Origin of the sequence: Arthrobacter sp. NPDC058127 (assembly GCF_042884555.1) — a bacterium.
Lineage (GTDB): Bacteria > Actinomycetota > Actinomycetes > Actinomycetales > Micrococcaceae > Arthrobacter.
The window spans coordinates 66885-90274 of the sequence record NZ_JBHVTT010000019.1 but is presented as its reverse complement, the minus strand read 5'-3'; the positions used below and the strand labels follow the sequence as shown (position 1 = coordinate 90274).

Genomic DNA, 23390 nt, shown 5'->3' with positions numbered 1-23390 from the left:
GGAGGGAAGGACCGGCTACTCGCCTTGGACGATCGCCTTTTCGAGCCGCTCGACCTTGCCCGTGAGTTCCCCCGTGTAACCCGGCCGGATATCCGCCTTGATCACCAGGGAAACCCGGTTTCCATACTTGCCCACGGCCTCCGTGGCGCGCTTGACGACGTCGAACACCTCATCCCACTCCCCCTCGATCGTGGTGAACATCGAGTCCGTCTGGTTGGGGAGCCCGGACTCGCGGACGATCTTCACGGCCTCGGCAACGGCGTCGTGCACCGAGCCATCAACGGATACGGCGCCAGCAGCGGGCTGGCCGGACGGGGCAACTGAGAAGGCAAGCAACATGAATCCAGTCTTTCATGGGCAAGAATGTCACAAAAGTGATTGGAGGCCCTCCGTTGCTACTGTGAGCAGCATGGACCGGCCCTTGGAACGCAAGCCACTTAGAGCTGACGCTGCGCGTAATGTCGACAAAATCATCACGGCAGCGCGCCAGTGCTTCCGCGAACTGGGCCCTGAGGTACCCCTGCAGACGATCGCCGCCACTGCAGGTGTTGGCCCCGCTACCTTGTTCCGCAACTTCGCCGACAAGGAACAACTCGTCTTGGCCGCCCTGTCGCGGCAACTCAGGCTTCATGTGGACCCGGTCGTGGAAAATGCCCTCGCTGGCATGGATGCCGCCGTCGGGCTCATCAACGTGATCGACGCTGTAGTGCAGGTCGCCAGCGAAGACGCGAACCTGCTGGGCGCTGTCGCCGGCCGCCGCGGACTCCTGGTGGGCATCACGGGCAGCTTGATCGATTCCATGGCTGAACTACTCACCCGCGGTCAGGGCCAGGGTTCGTTGCGTCGGGACATTTCCATTGAGGACATGGTGCGCCTCGTTGCCATGCTGATCGGCGCTGTGGACACCATGGAGCCGGGTTCCCGCGCCTGGGAACGGCCGGTTGCCTTGCTGGAGGATGCCATCCGCACCGAACGCCCGTCCCGTCCGCTGCCACAGCAGACCCCCATCCCCGGGATGACTTTTCAGTAACCAGCGCACGACGGCGTTGCGCGCCGCGGCGACGGGTCGAACCGCGCGCCGCGGTTCAGCGCCAGCCGAGCAGCCGCAGGCCGGCGGCTGCCGCTGATCCGACGATCACCACCACAAGGAACGGGGCACGGAGCCACAGCGCGATCGCCCCCGCAGCCAGCGCACCGAGCCGGGCATCGAAGGCGAGGGACTGTCCGGATGCCACCGCGTTGACGACGGTCAGGGACGCCAGCAGGCCGATGGTCATGGTGCCGGCCACGCGCATCATCCGGGGACTCCGCAGTAGCTTCGCCGGCACAAAATAGCCCGAAAGTTTCGTGAGGTACGCCAGTCCGCAGGCGATGAGGATCCAGGGCCAGAGGTTCATTCGGCGTTCCTTTCGCGGCTAGTAGCGTCAGCGCTTGAATGACCGTGCGGGTAGGGATCGACGTCGGGCTCCATGCCTTCGTCGCTGCGTCCGTGGCTGAACCAGCCGATGGCGCCAGCCACGACGGCGGCCACGAGGATGGGCACGCCGGGCGGCACGAAAGGGACGGCAACGATGGTCGCCAGGGCAGCTGCTGCCGCAATCGCCCAGGGCTCACGGCCCTTGAGCCGCGGCCACAGCAGGCCCAGGAACGCCGCCACGGCGGCGCCGTCGAGCCCCCACTGTTTGGGGTCGCCCAAGGCATCGCCGGCCAAGGCGCCGACAGCCGTGAAGATGTTCCACAGCACGAAAATGCCGAGTCCGGCGGTCCAGAAGCCACGGCGCTGTTCGTCGGAATCGCTTTGTCCCGAGGCAGTGGCCGTGGATTCGTCGATGGTGATGTGGGCTTGCGGGTACTTGAGCCACCCGACGGGGCGCAGCAGCGCGTTCATCTGCATCCCGTAGATGCCATTGCGCAAGCCCAGCAGCGCGGCCGCCGTCATGGCCGCAATGCCGGAACCGCCGCCGGCCACAACGCCGATGAAGGCGAACTGTGAGCCGCCACTGAACATGAGCAGGCTGAACGCCATGGTCTGCCAGAAACTGAACCCGGAGGCCGAGGCCAATGCCCCGAACGAGATGCCGTAGAGGCCCGTTGCGATGCTGATGGAGACGCCCACCTTCACCGCCGGGGATTCGAGGAGTTTCATACGCCCCGTTTCGCTCCAGCCAAGCTCCATGCCCACAGGATCAAGGGAAGCTGCAAGGGCAGGCGCACGGTGTGAATCCGCCGCGAGGATGCGTTTCCGGCGGGAGAGTATGCACGGCGGAGCGCGTCCACGTGGCCAGCCAGGAATGCGGTGAACATCAGCGTGGTGCCGCGGGCCGCGGCCTTGCGCGTGCCGGGAACGAGGAGCCCGACGGCGGCAACCACCTCAAGGAGTCCGCTCACCGCGATCCATTCCTCCCGGGACATGACCGCCAAGGCGCCGTTCCGAGGCGCGCTTGGCTTGGCCTTGTCCTGGCCGACTTCGAGTTCGGCGTACCCGACCGCATCGTCATCGCGGCAGAGATAGTCCGGGACAACCGGAGCGAAGAAGGTCGGTTGCTGGAAGTGCTTCCTGGCGCTCACGAGCAACAGTGCACTCATGGCCGCCGCGGAGATTGTCTGGGTTGTCCGGGCGGACCACGAAAAAGGCATGTATTCATGCAACCACAGCCCTGCCCGGCGCGGTAACCGGAGGGGTAGCCGGGCAGGGCGCACGCAATTCTTCATTGTTCAGAATGCTGTACTTAGTTCAGCATGATGTATGTTCTTCTTGAGACTGTGCCTGGCACCGTCCATCGCCCCCGTCCACTGCCCCAAGAAATTCAACGAGGAGTTCCATGCGCATCGCCCGACTACAGACGCCTTCCGGCCCGAAGCACGCAGTCCTGCGCAGCGGAAGCTGGGACCACATCGAGGACCCCTTTGCCGAGGTCCTTTCCTTCACCGGAGAATCCAGTTCCGCAGACGACGCCGCATTCCTCGCCCCGGTCCGGCCTTCCGTGGTGCTCGGAATCGGGCACAACCTGGGCAACAACAACCACGTGCTGCCTATCCAGGCCTGGCACAAGTCGGTCCACAGCATCGCCGGCCCTGGTGACGACATCGTGGCCGTGCGCAACGCAGGCACTGTGAACGTGGAAGGCGAGTTGGCCGCCGTCATCGGAAAGCGGGCGGAGAACCTCACCGCCGAGAACGCCTTGAGCCACGTCCTGGGCTACACCGTGGTCAACGACGTCACCAATGTGGACCAAAACCAGGTCGACGAAAAGCTTTTCCAGGGCAAGTCCGGCACCAACTACACGCCGCTGGGACCGTGGATCGAAACGGAGATCGAGGATCCGGACAACGTCAGCACCGAAGTAGCAGTCAACGGCCAGGTCAAGGCCCGGTCCGGTTCCTTCAACCTGCCATCCTCCATCGCGGATTGCCTTGTCTACGTCACCGAGTGGCTGACCCTGGAGCCGGGAGACATCATCATGACGGGAGCTCCCAATACCTTCGTTGCTGTCCGGCCTGGCGACCGGGTGGACATCACGCTGGGCGGCATCGGAACCCTCAGCAACACGGTCATCTGACTCGCAGTTGTTGTCGTTTTGGAGCCTCTAAACGACAACAACTGCGTGGCCCACGCCGCCAGGGTTCCCTGGCCGTGGGGCCACACCGGCGAGGGCCCCGGCCTGAGCTTGCGAAGGCTGGGAGCCGGTGGGGACTTGCGAGGCGAGGGTGGCGGTGGGGACTAGTTGGGATGCCCGGGAGCCTAAAGCTGGGCGAGGACCTGCGCCGGTTTGTTGGTGGTGATCTCGTGGATGCCAAGGCCTTGGCACAAGGCAACATCGTTCTCCGAGTCAACGGTCCACACCCGGAAGCGGCGGCCTGATTCCAACCAGCGCTGGACGGTGCGGGCGTGCTTGCGGACGTAGTCGATGCCCGGCCCGGCTAGTCCAACCTCGCAGTCGTCCAGGATCCGTTCGCCCTCTTGCTGGGCTGCCTTCATCACGTTGGCTACGGCTCCCCCGGTGATGGCACCCAGGCCAAGTTCATCGCGGATTTCTTCCACGGTGACGTCGTCCACGAGTTGGCAAATGTGCTCCGCGGGAACGAACTGGAGCAGGTGCTTGACGGAATCCGGGCTGAAACTCATGAAGGAAACCTGGATGTTGTCCAGCATGGACGTCTCCGCGTTCCACCCTTCGCTGCCCAGAAGCTCGAGCACGCGGTCTTCAAGCTTGAGCTGGTACGGGCTAGGGTGCTTGAGCTCAATGGCTAGGCCGATTGCCCTGCCGGCACCGCGCAAGATGTCCAGCAACTCCGGGAGGGTCAGGAGCTGGTCCGACTTTGCGCCGTACTGGTCCGGAATCCGCGCGCCCTTCCAGGAGGAGAAATCCAGCTGCCGCAGCTCCTCGAGCGTCTTCTCGGCGACCGGACCGGTGCCGTCCGAGGTACGGTCCAAGTTTGCGTCATGAAGCAGGACAACGTGCTGGTCCCGGGTCAGGTGGACATCGCACTCGACGCCGTCGGCGCCGTCGGCGATTGCCTTCAGGTATGCGGCACGCGTGTGCTCCGCAAAGGCGGCACTGGCTCCACGGTGGGCGTAGACCATGGGCCGCGTGTTCTGCTCCGTGCTTTGGTCTGGGCGACCGGGCTCGTCATTCGTCATGGGGACACGGTAGCCCACGCCCATGACAGCGACGGGGCTACGCTGGGCACATGCAGGTGAACTCTGAACAAATCCCGGTGACGGACAGCGATAGTGACCCGACGGCGGAAGCGACCCGGCACGCAGGTGCCCGGAACAGCTCCTCGGTTGCGGCCGGCGTCGGGCAACGAAACGGTGACGCCGAAAAGGCCGCTGCCCTGCGTCGGATGAAGTCGGTGGCGCTGGCGCTCCTGATTGTCATGGCGGTGGTTTTCACCGCCGCTTTCGCCCTGCAGAAACAGTATCCATGGCTGGAATACGTGCGGGCCGCTGCCGAGGGCGGGATGGTGGGAGCGCTGGCCGACTGGTTCGCCGTCACTGCCTTGTTCAAATACCCCATGGGCCTGAAGATCCCGCACACCGCCATCATTCCGCGGCGCAAGGACCAGATCGGCGCTTCGCTTGGGGAATTCGTGGAGACCAACTTCCTGTCCGAGCAGGTGGTCCAGGAGAAGCTCGCGAGCGTGGACATCGCCCGGAAAGCCGGCACGTGGCTCGCATCCCCCGGCGGCCCGGAGCGTATTGCAAAGGAAGGTTCAGCACTGATCCGCGGAGCGTTCACGGTCCTGAACGACGACGACGTCCAGGCAGTGATCGAGGGCATGGTCCGCAAGCACCTGCTCACTCCGCCGTGGGGGCCGCCTGTGGGCCGGATGGCCGAGCGGATCTTTGCCGAGGGCCACCACCACAAGCTCGTCGATCTGCTGGTTGACCGAGCGGCGGATTGGGTGGAAGCGAACCACTCCACGGTCACCCGGCTCGTGTCCGACCGTTCGCCCCTCTGGGTTCCGTCCTTCGTGGACGACATCGTGGGCGACAGGGTCTACAACGAAATCGCCAAGTTCGTCCGGGCTGTGCAACAGGATCCCGATCATCAAGTGCGCCAATCGATCGATACATACCTCGGTGATCTTGCCCAGGATCTTCAGCACGATCCTGCAATGATTGCCCGGGCCGAGGCAATCAAGACCCAGGTCCTCGGTGATCCCGAGGTCCGCGAACTCGCCTCCCGCACGTGGGGCACAATCAAGGACGCGCTGCTCACCGCCGTCGACGATCCCGGCAGCGAACTGACACAGCGTTTCAAGAGCGCTGTCCGGGACTTCGGTTCGCGGCTTGTCAGCGATGACGAGCTGGCGGGCAAGGTCAATGCCTGGATCGGAGACTCTGCCGGCTACCTCGTCAAAACGTACCGCTCCGACATCGCGGGGGTCATCACGGACACCGTGGCGCGTTGGGATGCCGAGGAAACCTCGCAAAAGATCGAGCTCCAGGTCGGTAAGGACCTGCAGTACATCCGCATCAACGGCACCGTGGTGGGATCGTTGGCCGGGCTCGCGATCTTCACCGTTGCGCACCTGCTGTTCGGCTGACGCAGTCCGGTGGAGGGGAACTTCAGCCGAGGAAACGGATCCGTTGGCCGGGGCGGGCTTGGCCCAACAAGTCCAGGTCCGTGCGACGCACCACCGCGATGACGGGGTAGCCACCCGTCACGGGATGATCCGCCAGGAATACCGTGGGAAGGCCCGACGGCGGCACCTGCAGCGCGCCGAGCACCATGCCTTCGCTGGGCAGTTCCTCGAGCCGGGTCTGGGTGAGCGGGCGGCCCAACAACCGGGCACCGATCCTGTTGGAATCGGGCGACAGGGTCCATTCCTGGCTGATAAGGCGGCGCCAGGAATCCTCGTCGAACCAGTCTGCACGGGGGCCGCGGTCCACTCGGGCTGTGATTGCGCGGCCAGGATCAGGAGCGCGGCGGATAGCTGGGAGGACATGCGCGTTGTTGAGGATCCCAATGCCCGCACCGGCCCCAGATCCGGCCCCATGCCCGGGAACAGAATCCGTTCCCGGAACCGAGCCTTTTCCGGGAACCAGGCCGTTGCCCGCGGAAACACGCCCGATTCCCAGCTGTTCACCCGATGTCAACGGCGCGGGACCCTCACCGGAGAGCATGTCCGTGCTGCTTGAACCGAGGAGCTTGGGCGCATCGACGCCGCCCTGCACCGCCAGGTAGTACCGGAGTCCGAACAGCGGAGCACCGAAGTCGAGCACCGCGCCCGGAGCCACCCGTACGGCTTGGTTGAGCGGAATCTCGGCACCATTGAGTGTCACGATGCCCTCGGCGCCCGCCACCGCGACGGTCGACGCCGTGACGAATCGCAGGCGAAGCCCGCCCAGCAATATCTCCAGCCCGGCCACCCCCGCGGGGTTGCCCACGAGCAAATTGGCAAGGCGAAGTGATTGCCGGTCCAGGGCGCCGGAAGGACTGAGCCCCAAGGAAGCCCAGCCCTGCCTGCCAAGATCCTCCACCAAGGTGAGTGCGCCGGGGTTCACCACTACAATCCCCATCAGGCCTCCACGAACCGGACCAGGTCACCCGGCCGGATCAGCGCGGGCTCGGCTTTTGACGCGTCCCAAAGTGCCGCCGTCGTGGTTCCGATCAATTGCCAACCGCCTGGTGAGGATCGCGGGTAGACGCCGCTGAACTCGCCTGCGAGGCCAACTGAACCAGCCGGCACGGCCGTGCGCGGGGTGTTCCGACGCGGAACGCGGAGCCGTTCATGGGTCGTGACCAGATACACGAAGCCGGGCGCAAAGCCGGAAAACGCGGCAGTCCACTCCGAGCTCGTGTGAAGCTTGACCAATTCGGTCTCGCTCATGCCGAGGAACTGTGCCGTTTCGGCAAGGTCGGGGCCACCGTAGGAGACCTCGATAATCACTTCGCGGCCCGAACTGGCAACGTCGAATGCCGGCTCCGCGGACTCCAGCCAGTCGCGGACCTCGGAGGGACTGATCGTCTCGGGATCGAAGGTGACAAGGACGGTTCGGGCGGCGGGCACGACGTCGATGATCCCGTCGGGCACTGAAACACCCGCCGAAGCGCCGGCCCCGGTCAGCCCGCGGTAGTACGCGACGACGGCGGTAAGTTCGGGCAGTTCAACCAAGAATGCGCTGTCGCCGCACGGCAAAAGGATCCGGGTGCCCGCGTCGCGCGGAGCCGGGCCGCCCGCGCCGGGAAAACCCGCGCCGCCCGAACCACGAACCTCAGGCGAAGGATTCAATCTCCACACCAGCTTCCTCAAGGCCAGCGCGCACCGCCGCAGCCAGCTCGACAGCACCCGGGGTGTCGCCATGGATGCACAAGGAGTCGGGCTTCACCCGCACCACCGTGCCGTCCACAGCCAGTACCTCGCCCCGCACGGCAAAGCGCACGGCCCGCTCGACTACCGCGGCGGCGTCGTGCACCACCGCACCCTCCTGCGAGCGCGGAACCAACGTGCCGTCCGGCATGTAGCCGCGGTCCACGAAAGCCTCCCGGAATACCGGGTGTCCGGATTCTTCGGCGAGGCGCAGCAGCGCCGAGCCCGGCAGGCCAAGGACAGGTAGCCCGGGATCGTAGGCGTGAATGGCTGCCACCACGGCTTCGGCCTGCTCCACGTCGTGGACGATCCTGTTGTACAGGGCACCGTGGGGTTTGACGTAGTCCACGGAGGCGCCCACCGCATGGGCCATGCCATCCAGGGCACCGAGCTGGTAGAGGACGTCGCCGAAGAGCTCATCGAAGGACATGTCCATCGATCGGCGCCCGAAGCCGTGCAGGTCCCGGTAGCCCACGTGGGCGCCCACCCGGACGTCGAGCTCGAAGGCGGCACGGCAGCTGTCCAGCATGGTCACCGGATCCCCGGCGTGGAAACCGCATGCGACGTTTGCGCTGCTGACAATCCGGAACATTGAAGCGTCGTTCCCCATGGTCCAGGAGCCGAACGACTCCCCCGAATCAGCGTTGAGATCCACTATTTCCGCCTTCCAGCGCGTTCTGGTGGGCGGCTGGGAGCAGCTCGCCCGGGATGGTGTCCGGCATAGGACCGAATGCTTCTCTTGCCGAGGCCGCTACGGCACGCCCCATAACTCGGTTTCCGACTCCGCCCACCACGGCCCCCACGCCGAAAGGCAGGGCACGGCCGAGGAACGCGGCGCCTTGGCGCTTGACGAGCCGCTTGAGGAAGGCTCGCTGGATGGCGTCGCGAATGACCCCGAATCCTCCGCCGGGCAGCTTTTTGGTGAGGGTCTTGCCCCAGGCCTGCGTGATTCCTTTGCCTTTGCCAAGCGATTGTCCACTCAGCGCACCCAGCAGGGCGGTGCCTTCCTCGCCGAGCATGATGGCCATGACCATGGTTCGCGCACGGTCCGGATCGGTGAGGCGGATGCCGTGGAGTTCGGCCAGGGAAGCGGCGTAAAGTGCGGTTCCCTCCAGGAACCCGATGGTGGCAAGCGCGGATAGGCCCAGCGACGCTGCGGTGCCGATGCCGGGCACGACGGCGGTTGCCCCGACGGCGGCACCCCCGCCTGTGACTGCGGCGAGGTAGTCCCGCTCCAGTTTGGCGGCCAGCTGCGCCGCCGTGGCCTGGGGATGTTTGCGCTGCAGGCGGCGCAGGTTTGCCAAGACAAGGGGACGTTGGACCTCGACGGCCCGAAGCAGCACATTGTGGACACCGGGCTTGGCTTTGCCGCTGGCGTCGAACATGGCATTGTGGGCGGTTTCCTGCGCAATCTTTACTGCCGGGTTGGGTCGCTTCGCCATTCTTCACCTCTGCATTCGGCCGTTGGATTCGTGCGGTAGTTCCTTGGCCTAGCCTAGGCCACACACCCCCTCCCCGGCGTAGACTTGAGTGCGTTCACGGGAACAGTCCAACGAAGGACAGGAAGTATCCGGAATGGAAAAAGCAGCAGAGTCCAACGACGTCCGGCACCACAGTGACGCCCCTGCCGAAGGGGAAACGGAGGGCTGGGTGTCCCACGATACGGGCCTTCATAGCCAGGAACCTGCCGAAGGGCCGGATACCGACGACGCCCCCGCATAGTAGCGTTCAGCCTGCGAAATCGGGGGCCCGAAAGTGGCTTCGCACGGGGTGCTCGTCCCTCCGGGGGACACTCAACCGGGGCAATTGTTGGCGCGCGTCCTCGACGAACTGCGCGCTTTGGAGAAGCACGACGCCGCGAGCTTCCGCACCGTCCGACGCAGGGTTTCCGCGGAAATCGCCACGATGGACGCCGCCGTCGTCTTCAGTCTCGCCGAAGGGCTTGTACAGGCTGGCTTTGACTGGGAGGGCTGGGAGTTCATCAATGCCCATCGGGCGGCTTTCGCTGAACTCACGCCAGCCCGGCTTGAACACTTGGGAGAAGGCATCGCTACTTGGGGCCAGGCCGATGCCTTCGCCACCGTCTTGGTGGGATCCGCGTGGCGCGAAGGGCTCATCTCGGACGCCGATGTCGACCGCTGGGCTCGGAACCCGGACCATTGGTGGCGGCGCATAGCGCTTGTCTCCACTACCGTGCTCAACACGAGATCACGATGGGGAACCGGCGATACGCAACGGACGCTCGCCGTCGTCGGCATCTTGATCAATGATCGCGACGACAGCGTGGTCAAGGCAGTCAGCTGGGCGTTGCGGTCCTTGGTGCCGTGGGATCCGCGCGCGGTCCGGACCTTCCTTGAAACGCATGAGACTGAGCTTGCCGCCCGAGTGAAGCGCGAGGTGCGGACCAAGTTGGAGACCGGGCTGAAATCGCGCCGACGCAGCGTTCATGGCACCGAACTTTCGAAATGACGCCTCCACTGTTCCGTGACCGATTCGGAGTGGCGCCATGCACGTAGCCTTTATCTGTCTGCCCGCAGCGGGCCATGTGAACCCGACGTTGCCCGTGGTCGCAGAGCTGGTTCGCCGGGGCCACCGGGTCACGTATGCGACGTCGGCGAAGTACTCGAAGGCCGTTGAGTCTGCCGGTGCCGTGTTCTTTCCCAGTGGCGAGGACCTGGCGGCCTTCCTGCCCCCACGCGAGCATCCCGCTCGGGGCGCCCCGTCTGAGGGGGCCCCGGCGGAGGGCGCCCCGTCACCGATGGCGGGGATGTTCGCCGGAATGGCGTCCGGAATGATGGCCGGATTGCTTGAGCGGATTCTCAAAGGCGCAAGGGAGGAATTCCCGGCGTTGCTGGCCCGGCTGGCCGAAGACCCGCCGGACGGGCTGGCCTACGACGCCATGACGCTCTCGGGGAAGATGGCTGCCGCGAAACTGGCCTTGCCGGACATTGCGTTGCTTCCGAGCTACGCCACCAATGAACATTTCTCGATGCGGGATCTCATGCCCGGCCCGCCGCCGCCAGGCATGGTCGAGGCCTGGAAAGAGGCCAGCCAGCGGATCAATGATTTCGCCGCCGAGCAGGGCGTGGGCCATCTGCAATTCATGGGAGGCCCACCCGCGTCGCTGAACATCTCCTTCATCCCGAGGGAATTCCAGCCCTCCGGCGAGACATTCGACGCCAGGTTCCACTTCGTGGGCCCCTGCCTTGGCTCCCGGGGCAACGAGGAGGCCTGGCAGCCCGGCGTGAAGGACAGGCCGCTGTTGTTCATCTCCCTTGGCACCACCCCGTTGAATGACCGGCCGGATTTCTTCAGGATGTGCCTCGAAGGATTTGCGGGCACCCACTGGCAGGTTGCCATGGCAATCGGAGAGCGCGTCGAGGAGTCCGAGCTGGGGGACATCCCGGAGAACTTTGACGTACGGCCCTTCTTTCCGCAGCTCGAAGTCCTAGCCCACGCCGACGCTTTCCTCTCCCACGCCGGGATGAACTCGACCATGGAGGCGCTCTATTTCGGGGTGCCTTTGGTTGCCTTCCCGCTGCAGCCCGAACAGGGCGCCAATGCACGCCGCGTAGAGGATCTGGGACTCGGGCGGCGGCTCCCGTTGGAGGGGCTCTCCCCCGAGCTGATCCGGGAAACCGTCCTTGAAGTCAGCGGCGACCAGGCGATCCGGGGCAACCTCGAGGCGATGAGCGCCCGGGTGCGATCAGCGGGCGGGGCTCCCGCAGCCGCCGACGCCATCGAGGAGTTTCTGGCTCGCCGATCGAGTGCTGTGTAGGCGGGCGAGCTTGCTCCTGGATCGATCAGGTGCGCAGTTTATGGCCACGTCGTGGTTCGTGCCATCCTTGGGGCATGGCACGAACCTGGTTATCGGTGACGGTGGAACTGCTCGGTGGTCGTGGGGAGGAGCTGTGGCCGTGGCCCGGGCGCGTCTTCGCGGTCGGACCGTCGCATACCTTCATGGATCTCGCCAATGCCATCAATGATGCCTTCGCCCGGTGGGACCGCTCGCACCTGTCACTGTTTACCCTGGCCGATGGCCGGGTTATTACTGATGAAGAGACGGGAGCTGAGATGGCCGGATCGATCCGCGGCCCGATCATCGCGCCGATGGACATTGCTGCTCTCAAGGTCGTCCGGACGCTGGAGCCGGGGGCTGAGTTTCAGTTTACGTTTGACCTCGGTGACGCTTGGATACACCGGTGCGTGGTCGGGGAGGTGAAGGTGGACCCGCTGGAAGTGTTGGGTGTCCGCCCTGGGGTCCCCTTGCCGTACTGGGGTTGGGGCAGTATCCCGGACCAGTACGGGCGCCGGTGGGCTAGTGACGATGGGGAAAGTCGGGCGCCGGGGAAACCGAGCCAGCCGCACCCTATGTTGCTGCATGCCTGGCCCTTACAGGTGCAGGCGCCCCGGCTCGACCTGCCCGAACTGCGGGGAGCCATCGCCGCGGCAAATGCGTCTCGTTTCCTCGCAGTGGTGATGGGACACGATATCGATGACGTTCTGCAGCAGGTGGGGGCCGGGATACCAATGGCCCTGGAGCAGCGACGCCGGGAGGCCGAGCCGGTGGCACTGTCGGTTATCAACCGGCTGAGGTGGCGCGACGGCGCTGGTGACCAGCTATTGGCCGAGGACCTGCTGGCGTATCTGCGCGGTGTGCCGCCGACAGGCAGGGCCGTGCCTGTCGACCTCGACATGCTCAGTGTCGTGTTGGAAGGAGATCCCGGACTGTCAACCGGCGGTTACCTCGACCTGTCTACCGGGCAGGTGTACGACGACGCCGCCACCGACCCGATGATCGTCGGGGAGGACGCCGCCGTCGATGTAGAGGAAGAACCGGAGCGTTGGCTTCGAATCGACCGCAGCGATTCCCGGAACGGCTGGCAGGACATGGCGGCCTTCGCGGAACGGCAGCACGATAACGCCCTCCGGGAGCGGCTTGAGCACGCGATCGAGGGCAAAGGCGCCTTCGCCCGGTTCCGCGACCTCGTCCACGGCGAGAACCTCAGCGAAGACTGGTACGCCTTCTCCACCGACCGCCAGATGGGCCGCTCCCGCGAGTTCCTCGCTGACAATGGCATCCGCGTGGGCTGACGCGCCGCACGACTGGAAGGACACCGTACATGGCCGCTGGATCCAAGGAAGACCCCTGGAAGCTCACCACCCCGCCCGGCTCTTCCGACTACACGATGTACCGGGACGAAGCGGGTGACCCTCCCGCGATCGTTTGCCAAGTGGGTTCCACAACCCTCAAATACCATTTGAGCGCCATCGAGGATCTGCATGCGTGGCTACTCCAGCAGGGCGATTGGGTGCCGCTCGGCGCCGCCGACGAGAACAAACCGGCCGCCGAAGGCACCGTTGAGGCCTGGGGGCGCGACGACGGCAATCCGGTGGGCGGTTGGTACGGCCTGCGCAAGGGATACCGCGGCCGTTTCGGCATGTACATGCCGCCGCTCCTGGAAGCCCTTGGCCTCGCGGAACTCACCCACGAGAAACGAAACAACAGTATGCGGGGCATAATGCCTAAGTAGCGAGCAGCTCAGGCGGGGTTCGACGACGGCGCGCGGCCGCCGTCGTCGTGCATGTCCCCGCCCGATGCAGCACCCAGCCGCCCCGCCGCGTCCTGCTGGATCCGCGCGGCTTTCGACGAATAGTCCGCGATGACCCGGAGTTCTTCGTCGCTGTAGCCCTCCAACAGGGTCGCAAGCCCGCCCATGAAGTCGATGAAATGGGGCATCGCGGCGCTAACTTGGTCCCCCACGAGCTCGATCAGGACCTTCCGTTTGTCCCCTTCGTGCCGGACCCTGCGGGCCACGCCCTTGCTCTCGAGCCGTTGCATCAATCCCGTGACCGAGGCCGGAGCGAGCCCGGAGTGTTCGCCGAATTCCCCCGCCGTCATGGGTCCGAAGCGCAGCAGGATATCGATCGCTTTGCCCTCCGTCGCAGACAGTCCGCGCAGCTCGGACAGCTTGGTGTGGAACATGACGGCCGCCGTCGAAAGCTCCCGTCCCGAGGCAAAGACCGCCTCAAGCAAGTCTTGGCGCCGCGCACTGACGCCCGGTTGGTTCTCCATCCTCCGAGGCTAGCAAATTATTTCGCCTCACCGAAAGGATTGACGGCCTCCAGTGCGAGTCATATATTTCTTTCAACCGAACGAAATAAATTGCAAAGGACCCCGCCATGTTGAAATGCCTTGTCATCGGATCCGGGATCGCCGGACTCGCCACGGCCATCTCATTGCAAAAAGCCGGCCATCACGCCACCGTCTTCGAGGCCTACAGCGTGCCTTCGGACGGCGTCGGCGGCTTCCTCACCGTGGCCGTCAATGGCTTCGATGCCTTGGAAACCCTCGAGCTCAAAGAAGCAGCTGCCAGTCTGGGCTTCAGCACCCCGCAAATGTCCATGTATCTGGGCAGCACCGGAAAACACCTCATCGACTTTGACTACGGCGGATCCCTCCCAGACGGCACCACCGCCCGCACGATGACGCGTTCCGAGTTGTATGGCATGTTCCGCGAGGCGGCCAGCCACCGCGGGATCTGCATCGAGTACGGAAAGCGGCTCGCGACGGTGAAGGAAGCGCCCGACGGCGTCACGGCCGTTTTCGCGGACGGCACCTCCGCGCGTGGAGACCTGGTGGTGGGCGCCGACGGCCTCCACTCGGCCTTGCGCCCGCTGATCGACCCCTCATCCCCGGCTCCCCGCAATATCCCCCTGCTCAACACCGGCGGGATTGTCGACTCTGGGTTGGTCCCTGCCGGGCTGCTGGACGTCGAACCGGGACGCATGAAGATGGTCTTCGGCAAGCGCTGCTTCTATTGCTACATGCAGGATCCGAGGGGAAGGATCTGGTGGTTTGCCAACCCTCTGCAGCGGTCATCGGAGGATCCGGCCGCCCTGGACCATAGCGCCCGCAAGTCCTGGCTGACGCAGCTCGTGGCCGGGGACCGCACGCCCATGGCCAAGATCATCACCGCCACTGACGGCATCATCCGGCCGTACACGACCTCCGATTTTCCGAGCATCCCCAGTTGGCATCGAGGGAACCTGGTGCTGGTGGGAGACGCTGCCCACGCAGCATCGCCGTCGTCCGGGCAAGGCGCCTCCATGGCGATCGAAGACGCCGTCGCGCTCGGGCGATCGCTTCGGGGCATCTCGCCCGCGGACATCCCCGGCGCCCTGTCCCGCTACGAGAAGGAACGCCGGAGCCGGGCGGAATCGGTGGTCGAATGGGGCCGCCGGAACGCCGCCCCGAAGATCCGCGGCCAATTCAAGCGAGTCTTCGAAGACCTTGTGCTGAAGGCCGTCTTCCGCTCACTAGCACGGAAGACGGCCGACAACTTCGACTGGGTCTATCGCCACCACATCGACTGGGATGCAGCGGAAACGGCCCGGGCGCGCTGAACTTCGCTCAAGCAAAGCGTCCCCTGCGCCATCCGGGAATCAGCCGTTGGGATAGGCCTGTGCGATCAGTTTCCCGCGGAGCACGGCGATCTGGGCGTACATGTCGTGCACCAGATAGAGATCACGACGTCGGGTCCACGGCTGTCCCGACTGCGGATCATAGGTGCCGGGCATGTCAATGCCTTGGGGAGCGAAAGCGTCCATCCCGCGGTCTTGGGTGGTCTGGACACAGCGCTTAATGTGGTCCCGGAATCCAACAATGCCGGCGATCCCCGAAGGCTGAGAGGCGCGCAGCTCCTTGACCTGGGCTGCAACACCGTCCGTGCTCAGATACACAACGGTGCCGTCCGCCGAAATGATCGGTTCAATCGAGGTCACCCCGCTCATGTGGTACTTGGACTCGAGGAACCTGGCGATTTCCCACTGGGCAAAGACGGGAACGTTGCGCCTCGCCCGCACCTTCGCAACCGTGTCGGCGAGTGCTTCGTTGACCGGGCCAGGCTCGTAGAGCACGCGGCTGGGATCCCCGCCTCCTGCCGGCCGTCGGTTGCCGAAACCATAGGCGATGATGAAATCAATGCTCTCGACCGGCTTGGTTGGCGGATGCCAGTTGAATCCGATGTCTTCAATGTGGGGCTCCACGACGGCGGCGGTGGCATGGTCGTCCAGTTCACCTTCCAAAGCGTCCAACATAGTGCGTGTCAGCTTGGCATCCTTTCCCTTCCCGGAAGAGTCCGCGAGGGCCGGAGTAGTGGTGAGCAGCGGTGCCGCCGCGGTCAGCAAGGCAGCGGAGGCGAATGTTCGTCGATCCATGGGAAGGGTCCTTTTCCAGAGAGGTCTCCGGAGACCGTATCGGCGTCCCATGAATCAAAAATGAACCGTTCCCGAATAACTTCGAATCCGCAGCTCCCCAACTGCCGTTTTGATGGTTCAAAACGGCAGTTGGGCCCACGCCGGCAGGGTTCCCTGGCCGAACTTGTGAGGCGAGGGGGCCGGTGGGGAGCAATCGATGGGCCAGTTAGATCCGCGCGCTTCCGATCACGGGGAGTCCCGCCGTCGGGAAGAGGCTCGGGAAGACCGACGGCGCGGGGACCGGCACTTCGTCGAGCGGCACGGTGACCGTCTCGACGCCGACGACGAGCCGCTCGCCGCGAACGCTGACCTCCAAAGGTGCCGTCCCGGCGTCGGGCGCTGAAGCGGGAGCGCCTGAATCCGCAACCAGCGCAAGGCTGATGGACCCCGGGCGCAACTCGACGGACAACAGCCGCCCGCGGATCTTGAGGCGGAAGGACAGGCTGTCCCACTCGGCCGGCAACCGCGGATCGAAGTGCGGGACCTGGCCCTGGTCCCGCATGCCCGCGAAACCGCACACCAAGGAACTCCAGATGCCGCCGGTGGACGCGATGTGCACGCCGTCGACCGTGTTGTTGTGCGTGTTGTCCAGGTCGATGAACAAGGCCTCGGTGAAGTGCTTGAGCGCGACGTCGGAGTACCCCACCTCGGCCGCCATGATGCCCTGCACACAGGCGGACAATGTGGAGTCGCCAGTGGTGATGGGATCGTAGAAGTCGAACGCGCGTTGCTTTTCCTCGGCCGTGAAGTCCTGCCACTGCAGGAACATCGCCAGCACAGTGTCCGCCTGTTTGAGGACCTGGTGCCGGTAGATCACCAGCGGGTGGAAGTTCAGCAGCAGCGGGTACTTGGACTTGGGCGTGTTCCAGTCCCACGGCTCCAGGGTCATGAAGTCGTTGTCCTGGCTGTAGATCTCCATGTCCGGATCGTAGGGAAGGGACATGCGCGCGGCGGCCTGTTGCCACACCATCCGCTCGGTTTCCGGGACGTCCGGGTGTTCCAGTGCTGCAGCCGCTCGGAGGTTGAAGCGGGCCATGACGTTGGTGTAGAGGTTGTCGTTGACCACGGCCGTGTATTCATCCGGGCCCGTGACGCCGTGGATGTGAAACAAGCCGTCCTTGCCGAAGAAGCCCAGCGAAGCCCACATGCGGGCCGTCTCGATCAACAGATCGGCTCCCACCTCCGCACGGAAGCCGGCGTCGCCGCTGGCCCACTGGTAGCGGTTTGCGGCGAAGGAGATGGCGGCGGCGATGTGGAACTGCGCGGTGCCGGCGGCGTAGTACGCGCTGGCCTCGAGTCCGTTGATGGTGCGCCACGGGAACAGCGCACCGTCAACGCTCAGTTCCTTGGCCCGGATGCGGGCGTCGGGAAGCATGGCATGGCGCGATTCCAGCACCTGGCGGGCGGCAGCCGGGTTGGTGTAGGTCAGGTACGGCAGCAGGTACACCTCCTGGTCCCAGAAGTAGTGGCCCTCATAGCCGGAGCCACTGACGCCCTTGGCCGGGATGCCCGCGACGCCGGCACGCGCGGTGGCTTGGGCAAGCTGGAACAGGCTCCATCGCACGGCCTGCTGCTGTTCGGGCTGGCCACCAATGGTGATATCCGCGGTGGACCAGTAATCACGATAGTGGGCAGCACCTTCGGCCAGGAGCGCGTCGAACGGCACGAGTCCCAATTCGGCGTCGGACGCGAGGATCTCGCCGGGGTCCTCTGCGCTTGCATCGGCGCTGTTCACGACGTAGCTGACGCTCTTCTCCAAGCGGAAGGTCTCGCCCTCATTCACGGCCATGACGTAGCGAACCGTGGACTCGTCCTCCCCCACTACGGTTTCGAAGGGCTGGCCTTCGGCGGAAATCCAGTGATCCACGGCCATGCCGATGCGCTGGTGGGATTCGGCGGTTTCCCAAGCCATGCGCAGGGATCCATCGGAGCCTTGGAGGTGGAGCGGACGCAGCACCCGGCCGGCGTGGCGGCCGGAGCGGCGTGGGTCGTGGGCCGAGTGGTCCTCCACAGGCTGGTCCTGCCGATTGATCACCAAGGACGTGACGTCGGCCGACACCTGGCGGTCCGCGACGAGGCTCAGCTCGATGCCGAGGGAACCCCTGGAATCGATGCCGACGACGCGGCGCTCCACCGTTGTGACGATGGCGCCAGAACGGCACTCCCAAGTGACCGCGCATTCGTACACACCTGTGGCGAAGTCGATGCTGCGGCGGTAATTCTGCACTGCGGACTCGGCGAGGCTCAGCTGCTCGCCGTCGATGACGACGTTGAAGTTGTTGGCATCGGGAACATAGACGATCCTCTGTCCCGTGCGGGCGAAGCCATACGCATTCTCGGCGTGCTTGATGTCCCACGTTTCGTGGAAACCGTTGATGAACGTGCCGGGAAGTTCGCTGTCCGCCCCCGCCCAGTGGGCGCCGCGGATGCCCAGGTGGCCGTTGCCGAGGCTGAAGAGGGTTTCGAGCGTACCGGCGTCACCGGGAACGTGGATGCTCTCCACGAGCTTCCACGGTTCGCAGGGGAAGCGCAGCCGGTCGGAGCTGATGAGTGCCATGGACTGTTGGGTTCCTTCTGTTTCTCGTGAAACGGCTTGGTTAGAGGAGATCGTCGAGGTCGTCGACCACGAACGTTGCGCCGGCGTCGAGCAGGGTCTGGTGGCCGGCGCCCCGGTCAACCCCGATCACCGCGCGGAAGTTCCCGGCGCTGCCGGCCTGCACGCCGGACACTGCGTCCTCGACGACGACGCAGCCCTCGGCGGGGACGTCCAGCAGCTCGGCGGCGTAGCGGAACGTGGCCGGATCCGGCTTGCCGGGGAGCCCGACGGCGGCCGCCACCTGGCCGTCGACCACCACCGGGAAGTAGCCATCCAGTCCGGCCGCCTTCAAGACGGCGGGCGCGTTGCGGGAGGAGGACACGACGGCGAGCTTGAGTCCCAGCTCCAATGCGGCATGGATGAAGCGGACAGAGCCTGCGTAGGGCTCGACGCCGCGCGAATCCACGATCTCGTTGAAGATCCGGTTCTTGCGGTTGCCCAGGCCCTGCACGCTCGTGTTGGCGGGATCGTCGTCGGTCGGCCCCTCCGGCAACGTGATTCCACGGGAGGTGAGGAAATCCCGCACACCGTCGAAGCGCGGCTTGCCGTCGATGTGGTCGAAGTAGTCGCTCTCCTGGTATCCGTCCGGATGGCCGGTTTCGGCCAGGTAGCCGTCGAAGAGCTCCTGCCAAGCCTGCTCATGCACGACGGCGGTGGGCGTCAGCACGCCGTCGAGGTCGAAAAGGAGCGCGGCGGCGCCCGTCCAGGCAGACTTCTGGGTTGCGGGGGTGTTAGTCATGGTGTTGGGGGTCCGTTCAGCGCTGGCGGCGCGTGGTTTTGCGTTCAATGAGTTTCGTGTCAAGGAAATGGTTGGTGGGTTCATTGGGGGCGTCTGCATTCTGGAGCCGGTCAACCAGGAGGTTGGCCGCGAAGGCACCCTGGTCGGCAACTGGCTGCGCCACCGTGCTAAGGCCCAGGAACCAGCTCATAGGGTGGTCGTCGATTCCAATCACGGAGACATTCTTTGGTGCGGACAGCCCATGCTCTCGCAAGGCCATCAGGGCCCCGAACGCAGCCTCATCACAGTGCGCGAAGACTGCGGTGGGAAGGCTTCTGTGGGCAATGAGTTCGTTCATGGCTACACGGCCGCCGTCGATCGTGGAATCCGAGTTGATGACCAAGTCCGGATGAACGGTCAGGTGATGGTCTTTCAATGCCCGGCTGAATCCCTTGAGCCTGTCGCTGGCCGTCAACACCGAGTTCTCGTGGGTTTCGCGCCCGGAAAGCACCGCCAGATCCCAATGGCCCAGCCCCAACAAGTGGGAGGTGGCCTGCCAAGCTGCGAGTTCGTCATCGATCCCTACGTTGTCCCACGGTACGGAAGTCATCCCCACGCTCGCAACTGCGAGGCCGGACGCGGCCAGGAGGGCAACCTCGGATTCGCTCAAATCGACGTTGAGGAGCAGTACGCCGTCCACGCGTTGGGACAAGCCAAGGAGGTCGCCGAAGATCCTCCGCTTGACGCTCGACTTGCCGCGCAGGCTGATCAGGACGGTGTCGAAACCGCTGTCTCCGAACACTTCCTCGGCCGCTTCGACGGCCTGGGCGAAGAACCAGGCAGTGGCGGTGGGGGCGATGATGGCGATGGAACCCGTACTTCCGCCGGCCAGCCGGGCTGCCGCGGAGGATGCCTTGTAGCCGAGCTTGGCGGCGGCGTCGGCCACTTTGGCTTGTGCTTTTTCGGACACGTTCGGCAGGTTCCGCAGGGCGCGTGAAACGGTGCAGATGGACAAGCCCGAGAGGACGGCAACGTCCTGGATTGTCACGCGGTGAGCCTTAACCATTCAACACGGCCTCAACCCTTTCATCTTCTGGATTTAGCGGCACATCCTTGCACCGCCGAAGACGAGTGTAAGCGCTTACAATTTTGGCAATCAAGAGTTGTTTTCCGGCACCCCCGAATGTGACGAGGGCCTCACCTCAACGGAGGACGTAAAACCGCAGAAACGCGCTCACATCCGCCATTTCCCGGGCCTCGACCCGGTGCCCCATGCCCGGGTAGGTCCTCGCAGTGAGAGCCATATTCTTGTTGAGCCATTCCTCGGTGTGCTCAATGGCATCCTTGAAGATCACCGGATCGGCTTTGTCCCTCCCCCAGAAGAACGGCGGCGGAGCGTCGAAGGACTCGCTGAGCGCCAGAAGGTCGTTTTCCAGCACGAATCCGGAGAGGCCCACAGTCGCTTTGAAGCCTTCCGGGCGGAGCCGCAGAAGCGTGCTGGCCATCGCCATGCCCTGTGAATAGCCCAGGAGGCTCACGCTGCTGTGGTTGCGTTTGACCGAGTCAATCCAGGCGAACACCTTGTTGGTGGCGGTGATGACGTCCGCAAAGTCGTTGGCGAGGAAGTAGTCCAGGAGGAACCAGCCGTAGTGGTCGCCGATCGGCATAGGTCCACGGAGCGCGGCGCAGGTGAATTCTTTGGGGAGCTGGGGAAAGAGATTCACCATTCGCTGCTCATCCGTGCCGTATCCGTGCATCATCACGAGGAGCGGCGTCCCTGCACGCTCATTCTCCGGCTTGGACCAGACGACAGTTTCCATGGGAAGAGCCTATGCGCCCCGGGCGTAGACTCTGTTGCGCCGGCGGCCGTACGCCGACCCATGAAAAAGGAGACTGATATGGCGGGCAACTTCATTGCGAGTTCAAGCATCATGATCCATGCAAGCGCCGATCGGGTGTGGTCGGTTATCACCGATCCCCAGTCCATCAAGGAGTTCATGTTCGGGACCGAGGTTGTCACCGATTGGACGGTTGGCGGACCCATCGCTTGGCGCGGGGTCTGGAAAGGCAAAGACTATGAGGACAAAGGTGTCATCCTCGAGTTCGAGCCCGGGAAGCGGCTGGTAAACACGCATTTCAGTCCGCTGTCAGGCCAAGCCGACGCCCCGGAAAACTATCACACCCTGACGTGGACATTGGAGCCTGAGGACGGGAAGACCAGGCTGACTTTGGCCCAGGACAACAACGCCAGCCCGGATGAAGCCGCGCATTCGAAGGGCATGTGGGACAGCCTCGTGGAAAGTGTCAAAAATATCTCGGAGCGCAGCTAGCGGAGTCGCTCAAGCCTCGAAGTGCGAGACCGGCGTTTCGTTCGTCAAGGACCGGAGAAGGGATTCCGCAACATCCCTCAGTTTCTGGTTCCTGCCGTTCGAGGCCTTGGTCAGAATCCCGAAGGCCTCCTCTTGGCTGCACCTGTTCTGGCCCATGATCACGCCAGTTGCCAGATCGATGGCGGTCCGGGAACGCATTGCCTGCTCGAGGTCCTCTGCACGTTGTTGCCTGGCGCCGATCCGAACCGCGAGCCGCAAAGCCTTTTCTGCTTGGCTCGCGAATTGCTCGCAGCTATGGATGGAGGCCTCGTCGAAGGCATCGCGTTGCGGGGCGAAAAGGTTGATCGCCGCCGTCGCACCCTCTTCCAGGGCCAAGGGGACGCAGAGCACGGCGAGGTGTCCACGTTCCGCGATGGTGGTGCAGTATTCAGGCCATCGTGCGTCCGCGGAAGTGTCCGAAACGAGCACGGAGTTCCCGGTTCTCATCGCTTCCAGGCACGGTCCATCTCCGTAGGCTTGCTGTACTTCGTCAATGAGGCGCGCTTCGTGGCTGCTTCCGGCGACCGTCATCGATCGGCGTCTTCTGCTCAACGTAACCCCGCACAGGACGTCTTGGCCGCGCGCAGCGGATACCGACGAGGCCGTGAAAACCGCAAGGTCTTCGAGGAAGCCGCTGACGTCTTCACTGTCGATGACCAAATCCTGGAGTTGGCCCACCACCGAGGGGTTCAGGCCCATTTCGTCCATGGCTCAGTCTATGAGCAGCAGGGCGCAAATGGAGCGAAAAGAGCCTCCCAATACAACGTCCACCACTTGGACAAACGCTCCGCCGGTCTTGCGTACCGGGAATACAGAGTGCACAATTCTTCTACAGTCCGTGCAGAACTCCGGACAAGGCCGAGCCTTCGGCCCGTTTTCGCTCAAGCAGCCGGGCGCCCTGTCACTCAACGTGAAGGTGCTGCCTGATGAGCAAATGCCTGTTACCGGCGCGGAGCTAGTCGATGCCCGCCCCCTCCGAATCCGCGATCCCTCGCGAACCACATCAGCCCGGGACCGCTCCCCTTTGGTGTGCCGGTTGTGGAACAAACAAGCACCTGGTTATCGAATCCATCCAGGCCCGGGCTCCAAGGATTTCCCAACAGCTTGCCGTGTTCTACACGTGCACTTCCTGCGGGTTTTCCTATAGCCACGCAGCCACCGTCCAGCAGGCGGGGGCCATCCTGAATCGTCGGGGGATTCAGGATGGCCTCCTGGAGTTCGGAAGCCACTATTTCCATTGCGGCGAACCCCTCCGTGATGTGAAAACAGCACTGCGAAGTGCACCGCACATGGGCATGCCCCGATCGCGCAGTTCTCCCCCGGAAGTCCGCCTCCACACCAAGATTTTGAGATGCAGTTGTGGCTTCGAGTTGGAAATACCTGCTTAGCCAACGACTTGCAGCATTACCCGAAGGAAGCACCATGAAGCTCGAAAGTACGCAGCAGCGGCGACCCGAAGGCGACTCGCGGCAAGGGCCCGATGAGCTGGGTCGGCAGAGGAACAAGCATCGGCAGGGAACGGATTCCATTTCCCAGTCCCGGGTACCTGACCCGCCGGATCCTGACAACCTCCCCATCGACTACCCCGGCCTGCCGGAGATCGAGTGGCCTTAGGACACCTTTTGTT

The 23390-nt window shown here is 64.4% G+C and carries 27 protein-coding genes; 11 read left to right on the top strand and 16 right to left on the bottom strand.

What is annotated here, in order from left to right:
- Positions 1-15 precede the first annotated feature (15 nt).
- The gene (locus ACFVTG_RS20270; RefSeq protein WP_269994142.1) at positions 16-339 is read right to left on the bottom strand and encodes a thiamine-binding protein; all 324 of its coding nucleotides are present in this window, start codon (positions 337-339) and stop codon (positions 16-18) included.
- Positions 340-409: 70 nt separating this feature from the next.
- Between ACFVTG_RS20270 and ACFVTG_RS20265 the strand changes: the two genes are divergently transcribed.
- Positions 410-1030 carry a TetR/AcrR family transcriptional regulator gene (locus tag ACFVTG_RS20265; protein ID WP_390282655.1) on the top strand — a complete coding sequence of 207 codons (621 nt, stop codon included), beginning with the start codon at positions 410-412 and terminating at the stop codon, positions 1028-1030.
- A gap of 55 nt (positions 1031-1085) precedes the next feature.
- Here the strand turns inward: ACFVTG_RS20265 and ACFVTG_RS20260 are convergent, their stop codons facing one another.
- The 3 genes from ACFVTG_RS20260 to ACFVTG_RS20250 are packed head-to-tail and all read right to left on the bottom strand — an operon-like array spanning position 1086 to position 2637.
- A complete protein-coding gene (locus tag ACFVTG_RS20260) occupies positions 1086-1397 on the bottom strand; it encodes an AzlD domain-containing protein (RefSeq protein ID WP_284754472.1) in 312 nt (103 codons plus the stop codon).
- Entirely contained in the window at positions 1394-2146 is a 753-nt protein-coding gene (locus ACFVTG_RS20255) for an AzlC family ABC transporter permease (protein ID WP_284754471.1), read from the bottom strand. The genes ACFVTG_RS20260 and ACFVTG_RS20255 overlap by 4 nt, the downstream gene beginning before the upstream one ends.
- Positions 2143-2637 (bottom strand): hypothetical protein, encoded by a 495-nt coding sequence (locus ACFVTG_RS20250; protein ID WP_284754470.1) that lies wholly within the window; start codon positions 2635-2637, stop codon positions 2143-2145. The genes ACFVTG_RS20255 and ACFVTG_RS20250 overlap by 4 nt, the downstream gene beginning before the upstream one ends.
- 185 nt (positions 2638-2822) lie before the next feature.
- Here ACFVTG_RS20250 and ACFVTG_RS20245 point away from each other — a divergent pair, with 185 nt between their 5' ends.
- A complete protein-coding gene (locus tag ACFVTG_RS20245) occupies positions 2823-3560 on the top strand; it encodes a fumarylacetoacetate hydrolase family protein (protein ID WP_390282654.1) in 738 nt (245 codons plus the stop codon).
- Between the two features lie 182 nt (positions 3561-3742).
- Here the strand turns inward: ACFVTG_RS20245 and ACFVTG_RS20240 are convergent, their stop codons facing one another.
- The gene (locus tag ACFVTG_RS20240) at positions 3743-4642 is read right to left on the bottom strand and encodes a glycerophosphodiester phosphodiesterase family protein (protein WP_284754468.1); all 900 of its coding nucleotides are present in this window, start codon (positions 4640-4642) and stop codon (positions 3743-3745) included.
- 50 nt (positions 4643-4692) lie between these two features.
- Here ACFVTG_RS20240 and ACFVTG_RS20235 point away from each other — a divergent pair, with 50 nt between their 5' ends.
- Complete coding sequence (locus ACFVTG_RS20235; RefSeq protein WP_390282652.1) at positions 4693-6054, top strand: DUF445 domain-containing protein; 1362 nt, start codon at positions 4693-4695, stop codon at positions 6052-6054.
- Positions 6055-6076: 22 nt separating this feature from the next.
- Here the strand turns inward: ACFVTG_RS20235 and ACFVTG_RS20230 are convergent, their stop codons facing one another.
- The 4 genes from ACFVTG_RS20230 to ACFVTG_RS20215 all read right to left on the bottom strand — a co-directional run bounded on the left by ACFVTG_RS20230 (position 6077) and on the right by ACFVTG_RS20215 (position 9263).
- Complete coding sequence (locus ACFVTG_RS20230; protein ID WP_390282651.1) at positions 6077-7030, bottom strand: biotin-dependent carboxyltransferase family protein; 954 nt, start codon at positions 7028-7030, stop codon at positions 6077-6079.
- Positions 7030-7626: a 5-oxoprolinase subunit PxpB gene (gene pxpB, locus ACFVTG_RS20225; RefSeq protein ID WP_390282650.1), complete on the bottom strand. Its 597-nt coding sequence runs from the start codon at positions 7624-7626 to the stop codon at positions 7030-7032. Before pxpB ends, ACFVTG_RS20230 begins: the two co-directional genes overlap by 1 nt.
- Before the next feature lie 100 nt (positions 7627-7726).
- On the bottom strand, positions 7727-8476 hold the full coding sequence (locus ACFVTG_RS20220; protein WP_284754464.1) for a 5-oxoprolinase subunit PxpA: 750 nt from the start codon (positions 8474-8476) through the stop codon (positions 7727-7729).
- Positions 8460-9263 (bottom strand): hypothetical protein, encoded by an 804-nt coding sequence (locus ACFVTG_RS20215; protein WP_284754462.1) that lies wholly within the window; start codon positions 9261-9263, stop codon positions 8460-8462. Before ACFVTG_RS20215 ends, ACFVTG_RS20220 begins: the two co-directional genes overlap by 17 nt.
- A gap of 133 nt (positions 9264-9396) precedes the next feature.
- Here ACFVTG_RS20215 and ACFVTG_RS20210 point away from each other — a divergent pair, with 133 nt between their 5' ends.
- The 5 genes from ACFVTG_RS20210 (at position 9397) to ACFVTG_RS20190 (ending at position 13355) form a co-directional block, all read left to right on the top strand.
- Positions 9397-9543 carry a hypothetical protein gene (locus ACFVTG_RS20210; RefSeq protein ID WP_234754026.1) on the top strand — a complete coding sequence of 49 codons (147 nt, stop codon included), beginning with the start codon at positions 9397-9399 and terminating at the stop codon, positions 9541-9543.
- A 33-nt stretch (positions 9544-9576) separates the two neighbouring features.
- The gene (locus tag ACFVTG_RS20205) at positions 9577-10290 is read left to right on the top strand and encodes a DNA alkylation repair protein (protein WP_284754460.1); all 714 of its coding nucleotides are present in this window, start codon (positions 9577-9579) and stop codon (positions 10288-10290) included.
- 37 nt (positions 10291-10327) lie between these two features.
- Positions 10328-11599 carry a macrolide family glycosyltransferase gene (locus ACFVTG_RS20200; RefSeq protein ID WP_390282648.1) on the top strand — a complete coding sequence of 424 codons (1272 nt, stop codon included), beginning with the start codon at positions 10328-10330 and terminating at the stop codon, positions 11597-11599.
- Positions 11600-11673: 74 nt separating this feature from the next.
- Complete coding sequence (locus tag ACFVTG_RS20195) at positions 11674-12915, top strand: UPF0158 family protein (RefSeq protein WP_390282647.1); 1242 nt, start codon at positions 11674-11676, stop codon at positions 12913-12915.
- 29 nt (positions 12916-12944) lie between these two features.
- Positions 12945-13355: a DUF6855 family protein gene (locus ACFVTG_RS20190; protein ID WP_390282646.1), complete on the top strand. Its 411-nt coding sequence runs from the start codon at positions 12945-12947 to the stop codon at positions 13353-13355.
- Between the two features lie 8 nt (positions 13356-13363).
- Here ACFVTG_RS20190 and ACFVTG_RS20185 read toward each other — a convergent pair whose 3' ends face one another.
- A complete protein-coding gene (locus ACFVTG_RS20185) occupies positions 13364-13897 on the bottom strand; it encodes a MarR family transcriptional regulator (RefSeq protein ID WP_390282644.1) in 534 nt (177 codons plus the stop codon).
- Positions 13898-14004: 107 nt separating this feature from the next.
- On the opposite strand from ACFVTG_RS20185, the gene ACFVTG_RS20180 reads away from it, so the two are divergent.
- A complete protein-coding gene (locus tag ACFVTG_RS20180; RefSeq protein WP_390282642.1) occupies positions 14005-15228 on the top strand; it encodes an FAD-dependent oxidoreductase in 1224 nt (407 codons plus the stop codon).
- A gap of 39 nt (positions 15229-15267) precedes the next feature.
- Here the strand turns inward: ACFVTG_RS20180 and ACFVTG_RS20175 are convergent, their stop codons facing one another.
- The 5 genes from ACFVTG_RS20175 to ACFVTG_RS20155 form a co-directional block, all read right to left on the bottom strand.
- Positions 15268-16041, bottom strand: a complete 774-nt coding sequence (locus tag ACFVTG_RS20175; RefSeq protein ID WP_390282641.1) for a hypothetical protein — start codon at positions 16039-16041, stop codon at positions 15268-15270.
- A gap of 205 nt (positions 16042-16246) precedes the next feature.
- A complete protein-coding gene (locus tag ACFVTG_RS20170) occupies positions 16247-18637 on the bottom strand; it encodes a glycoside hydrolase family 65 protein (protein WP_390282639.1) in 2391 nt (796 codons plus the stop codon).
- Between the two features lie 40 nt (positions 18638-18677).
- Complete coding sequence (locus ACFVTG_RS20165; protein ID WP_284754451.1) at positions 18678-19415, bottom strand: HAD-IA family hydrolase; 738 nt, start codon at positions 19413-19415, stop codon at positions 18678-18680.
- 16 nt (positions 19416-19431) lie between these two features.
- Positions 19432-20442 (bottom strand): LacI family DNA-binding transcriptional regulator, encoded by a 1011-nt coding sequence (locus ACFVTG_RS20160; RefSeq protein ID WP_390282638.1) that lies wholly within the window; start codon positions 20440-20442, stop codon positions 19432-19434.
- Between the two features lie 154 nt (positions 20443-20596).
- On the bottom strand, positions 20597-21214 hold the full coding sequence (locus tag ACFVTG_RS20155) for an alpha/beta hydrolase (RefSeq protein ID WP_390282637.1): 618 nt from the start codon (positions 21212-21214) through the stop codon (positions 20597-20599).
- A 78-nt stretch (positions 21215-21292) separates the two neighbouring features.
- Here ACFVTG_RS20155 and ACFVTG_RS20150 point away from each other — a divergent pair, with 78 nt between their 5' ends.
- Entirely contained in the window at positions 21293-21724 is a 432-nt protein-coding gene (locus tag ACFVTG_RS20150; protein WP_390282635.1) for an SRPBCC domain-containing protein, read from the top strand.
- Positions 21725-21733: 9 nt separating this feature from the next.
- On the opposite strand, the gene ACFVTG_RS20145 is transcribed toward ACFVTG_RS20150, so the two are convergent.
- A complete protein-coding gene (locus ACFVTG_RS20145; protein WP_284754446.1) occupies positions 21734-22471 on the bottom strand; it encodes a GAF and ANTAR domain-containing protein in 738 nt (245 codons plus the stop codon).
- 714 nt (positions 22472-23185) lie between these two features.
- Between ACFVTG_RS20145 and ACFVTG_RS20140 the strand changes: the two genes are divergently transcribed.
- Complete coding sequence (locus ACFVTG_RS20140; protein ID WP_390282634.1) at positions 23186-23377, top strand: hypothetical protein; 192 nt, start codon at positions 23186-23188, stop codon at positions 23375-23377.
- Positions 23378-23390: the final 13 nt, after the last annotated feature.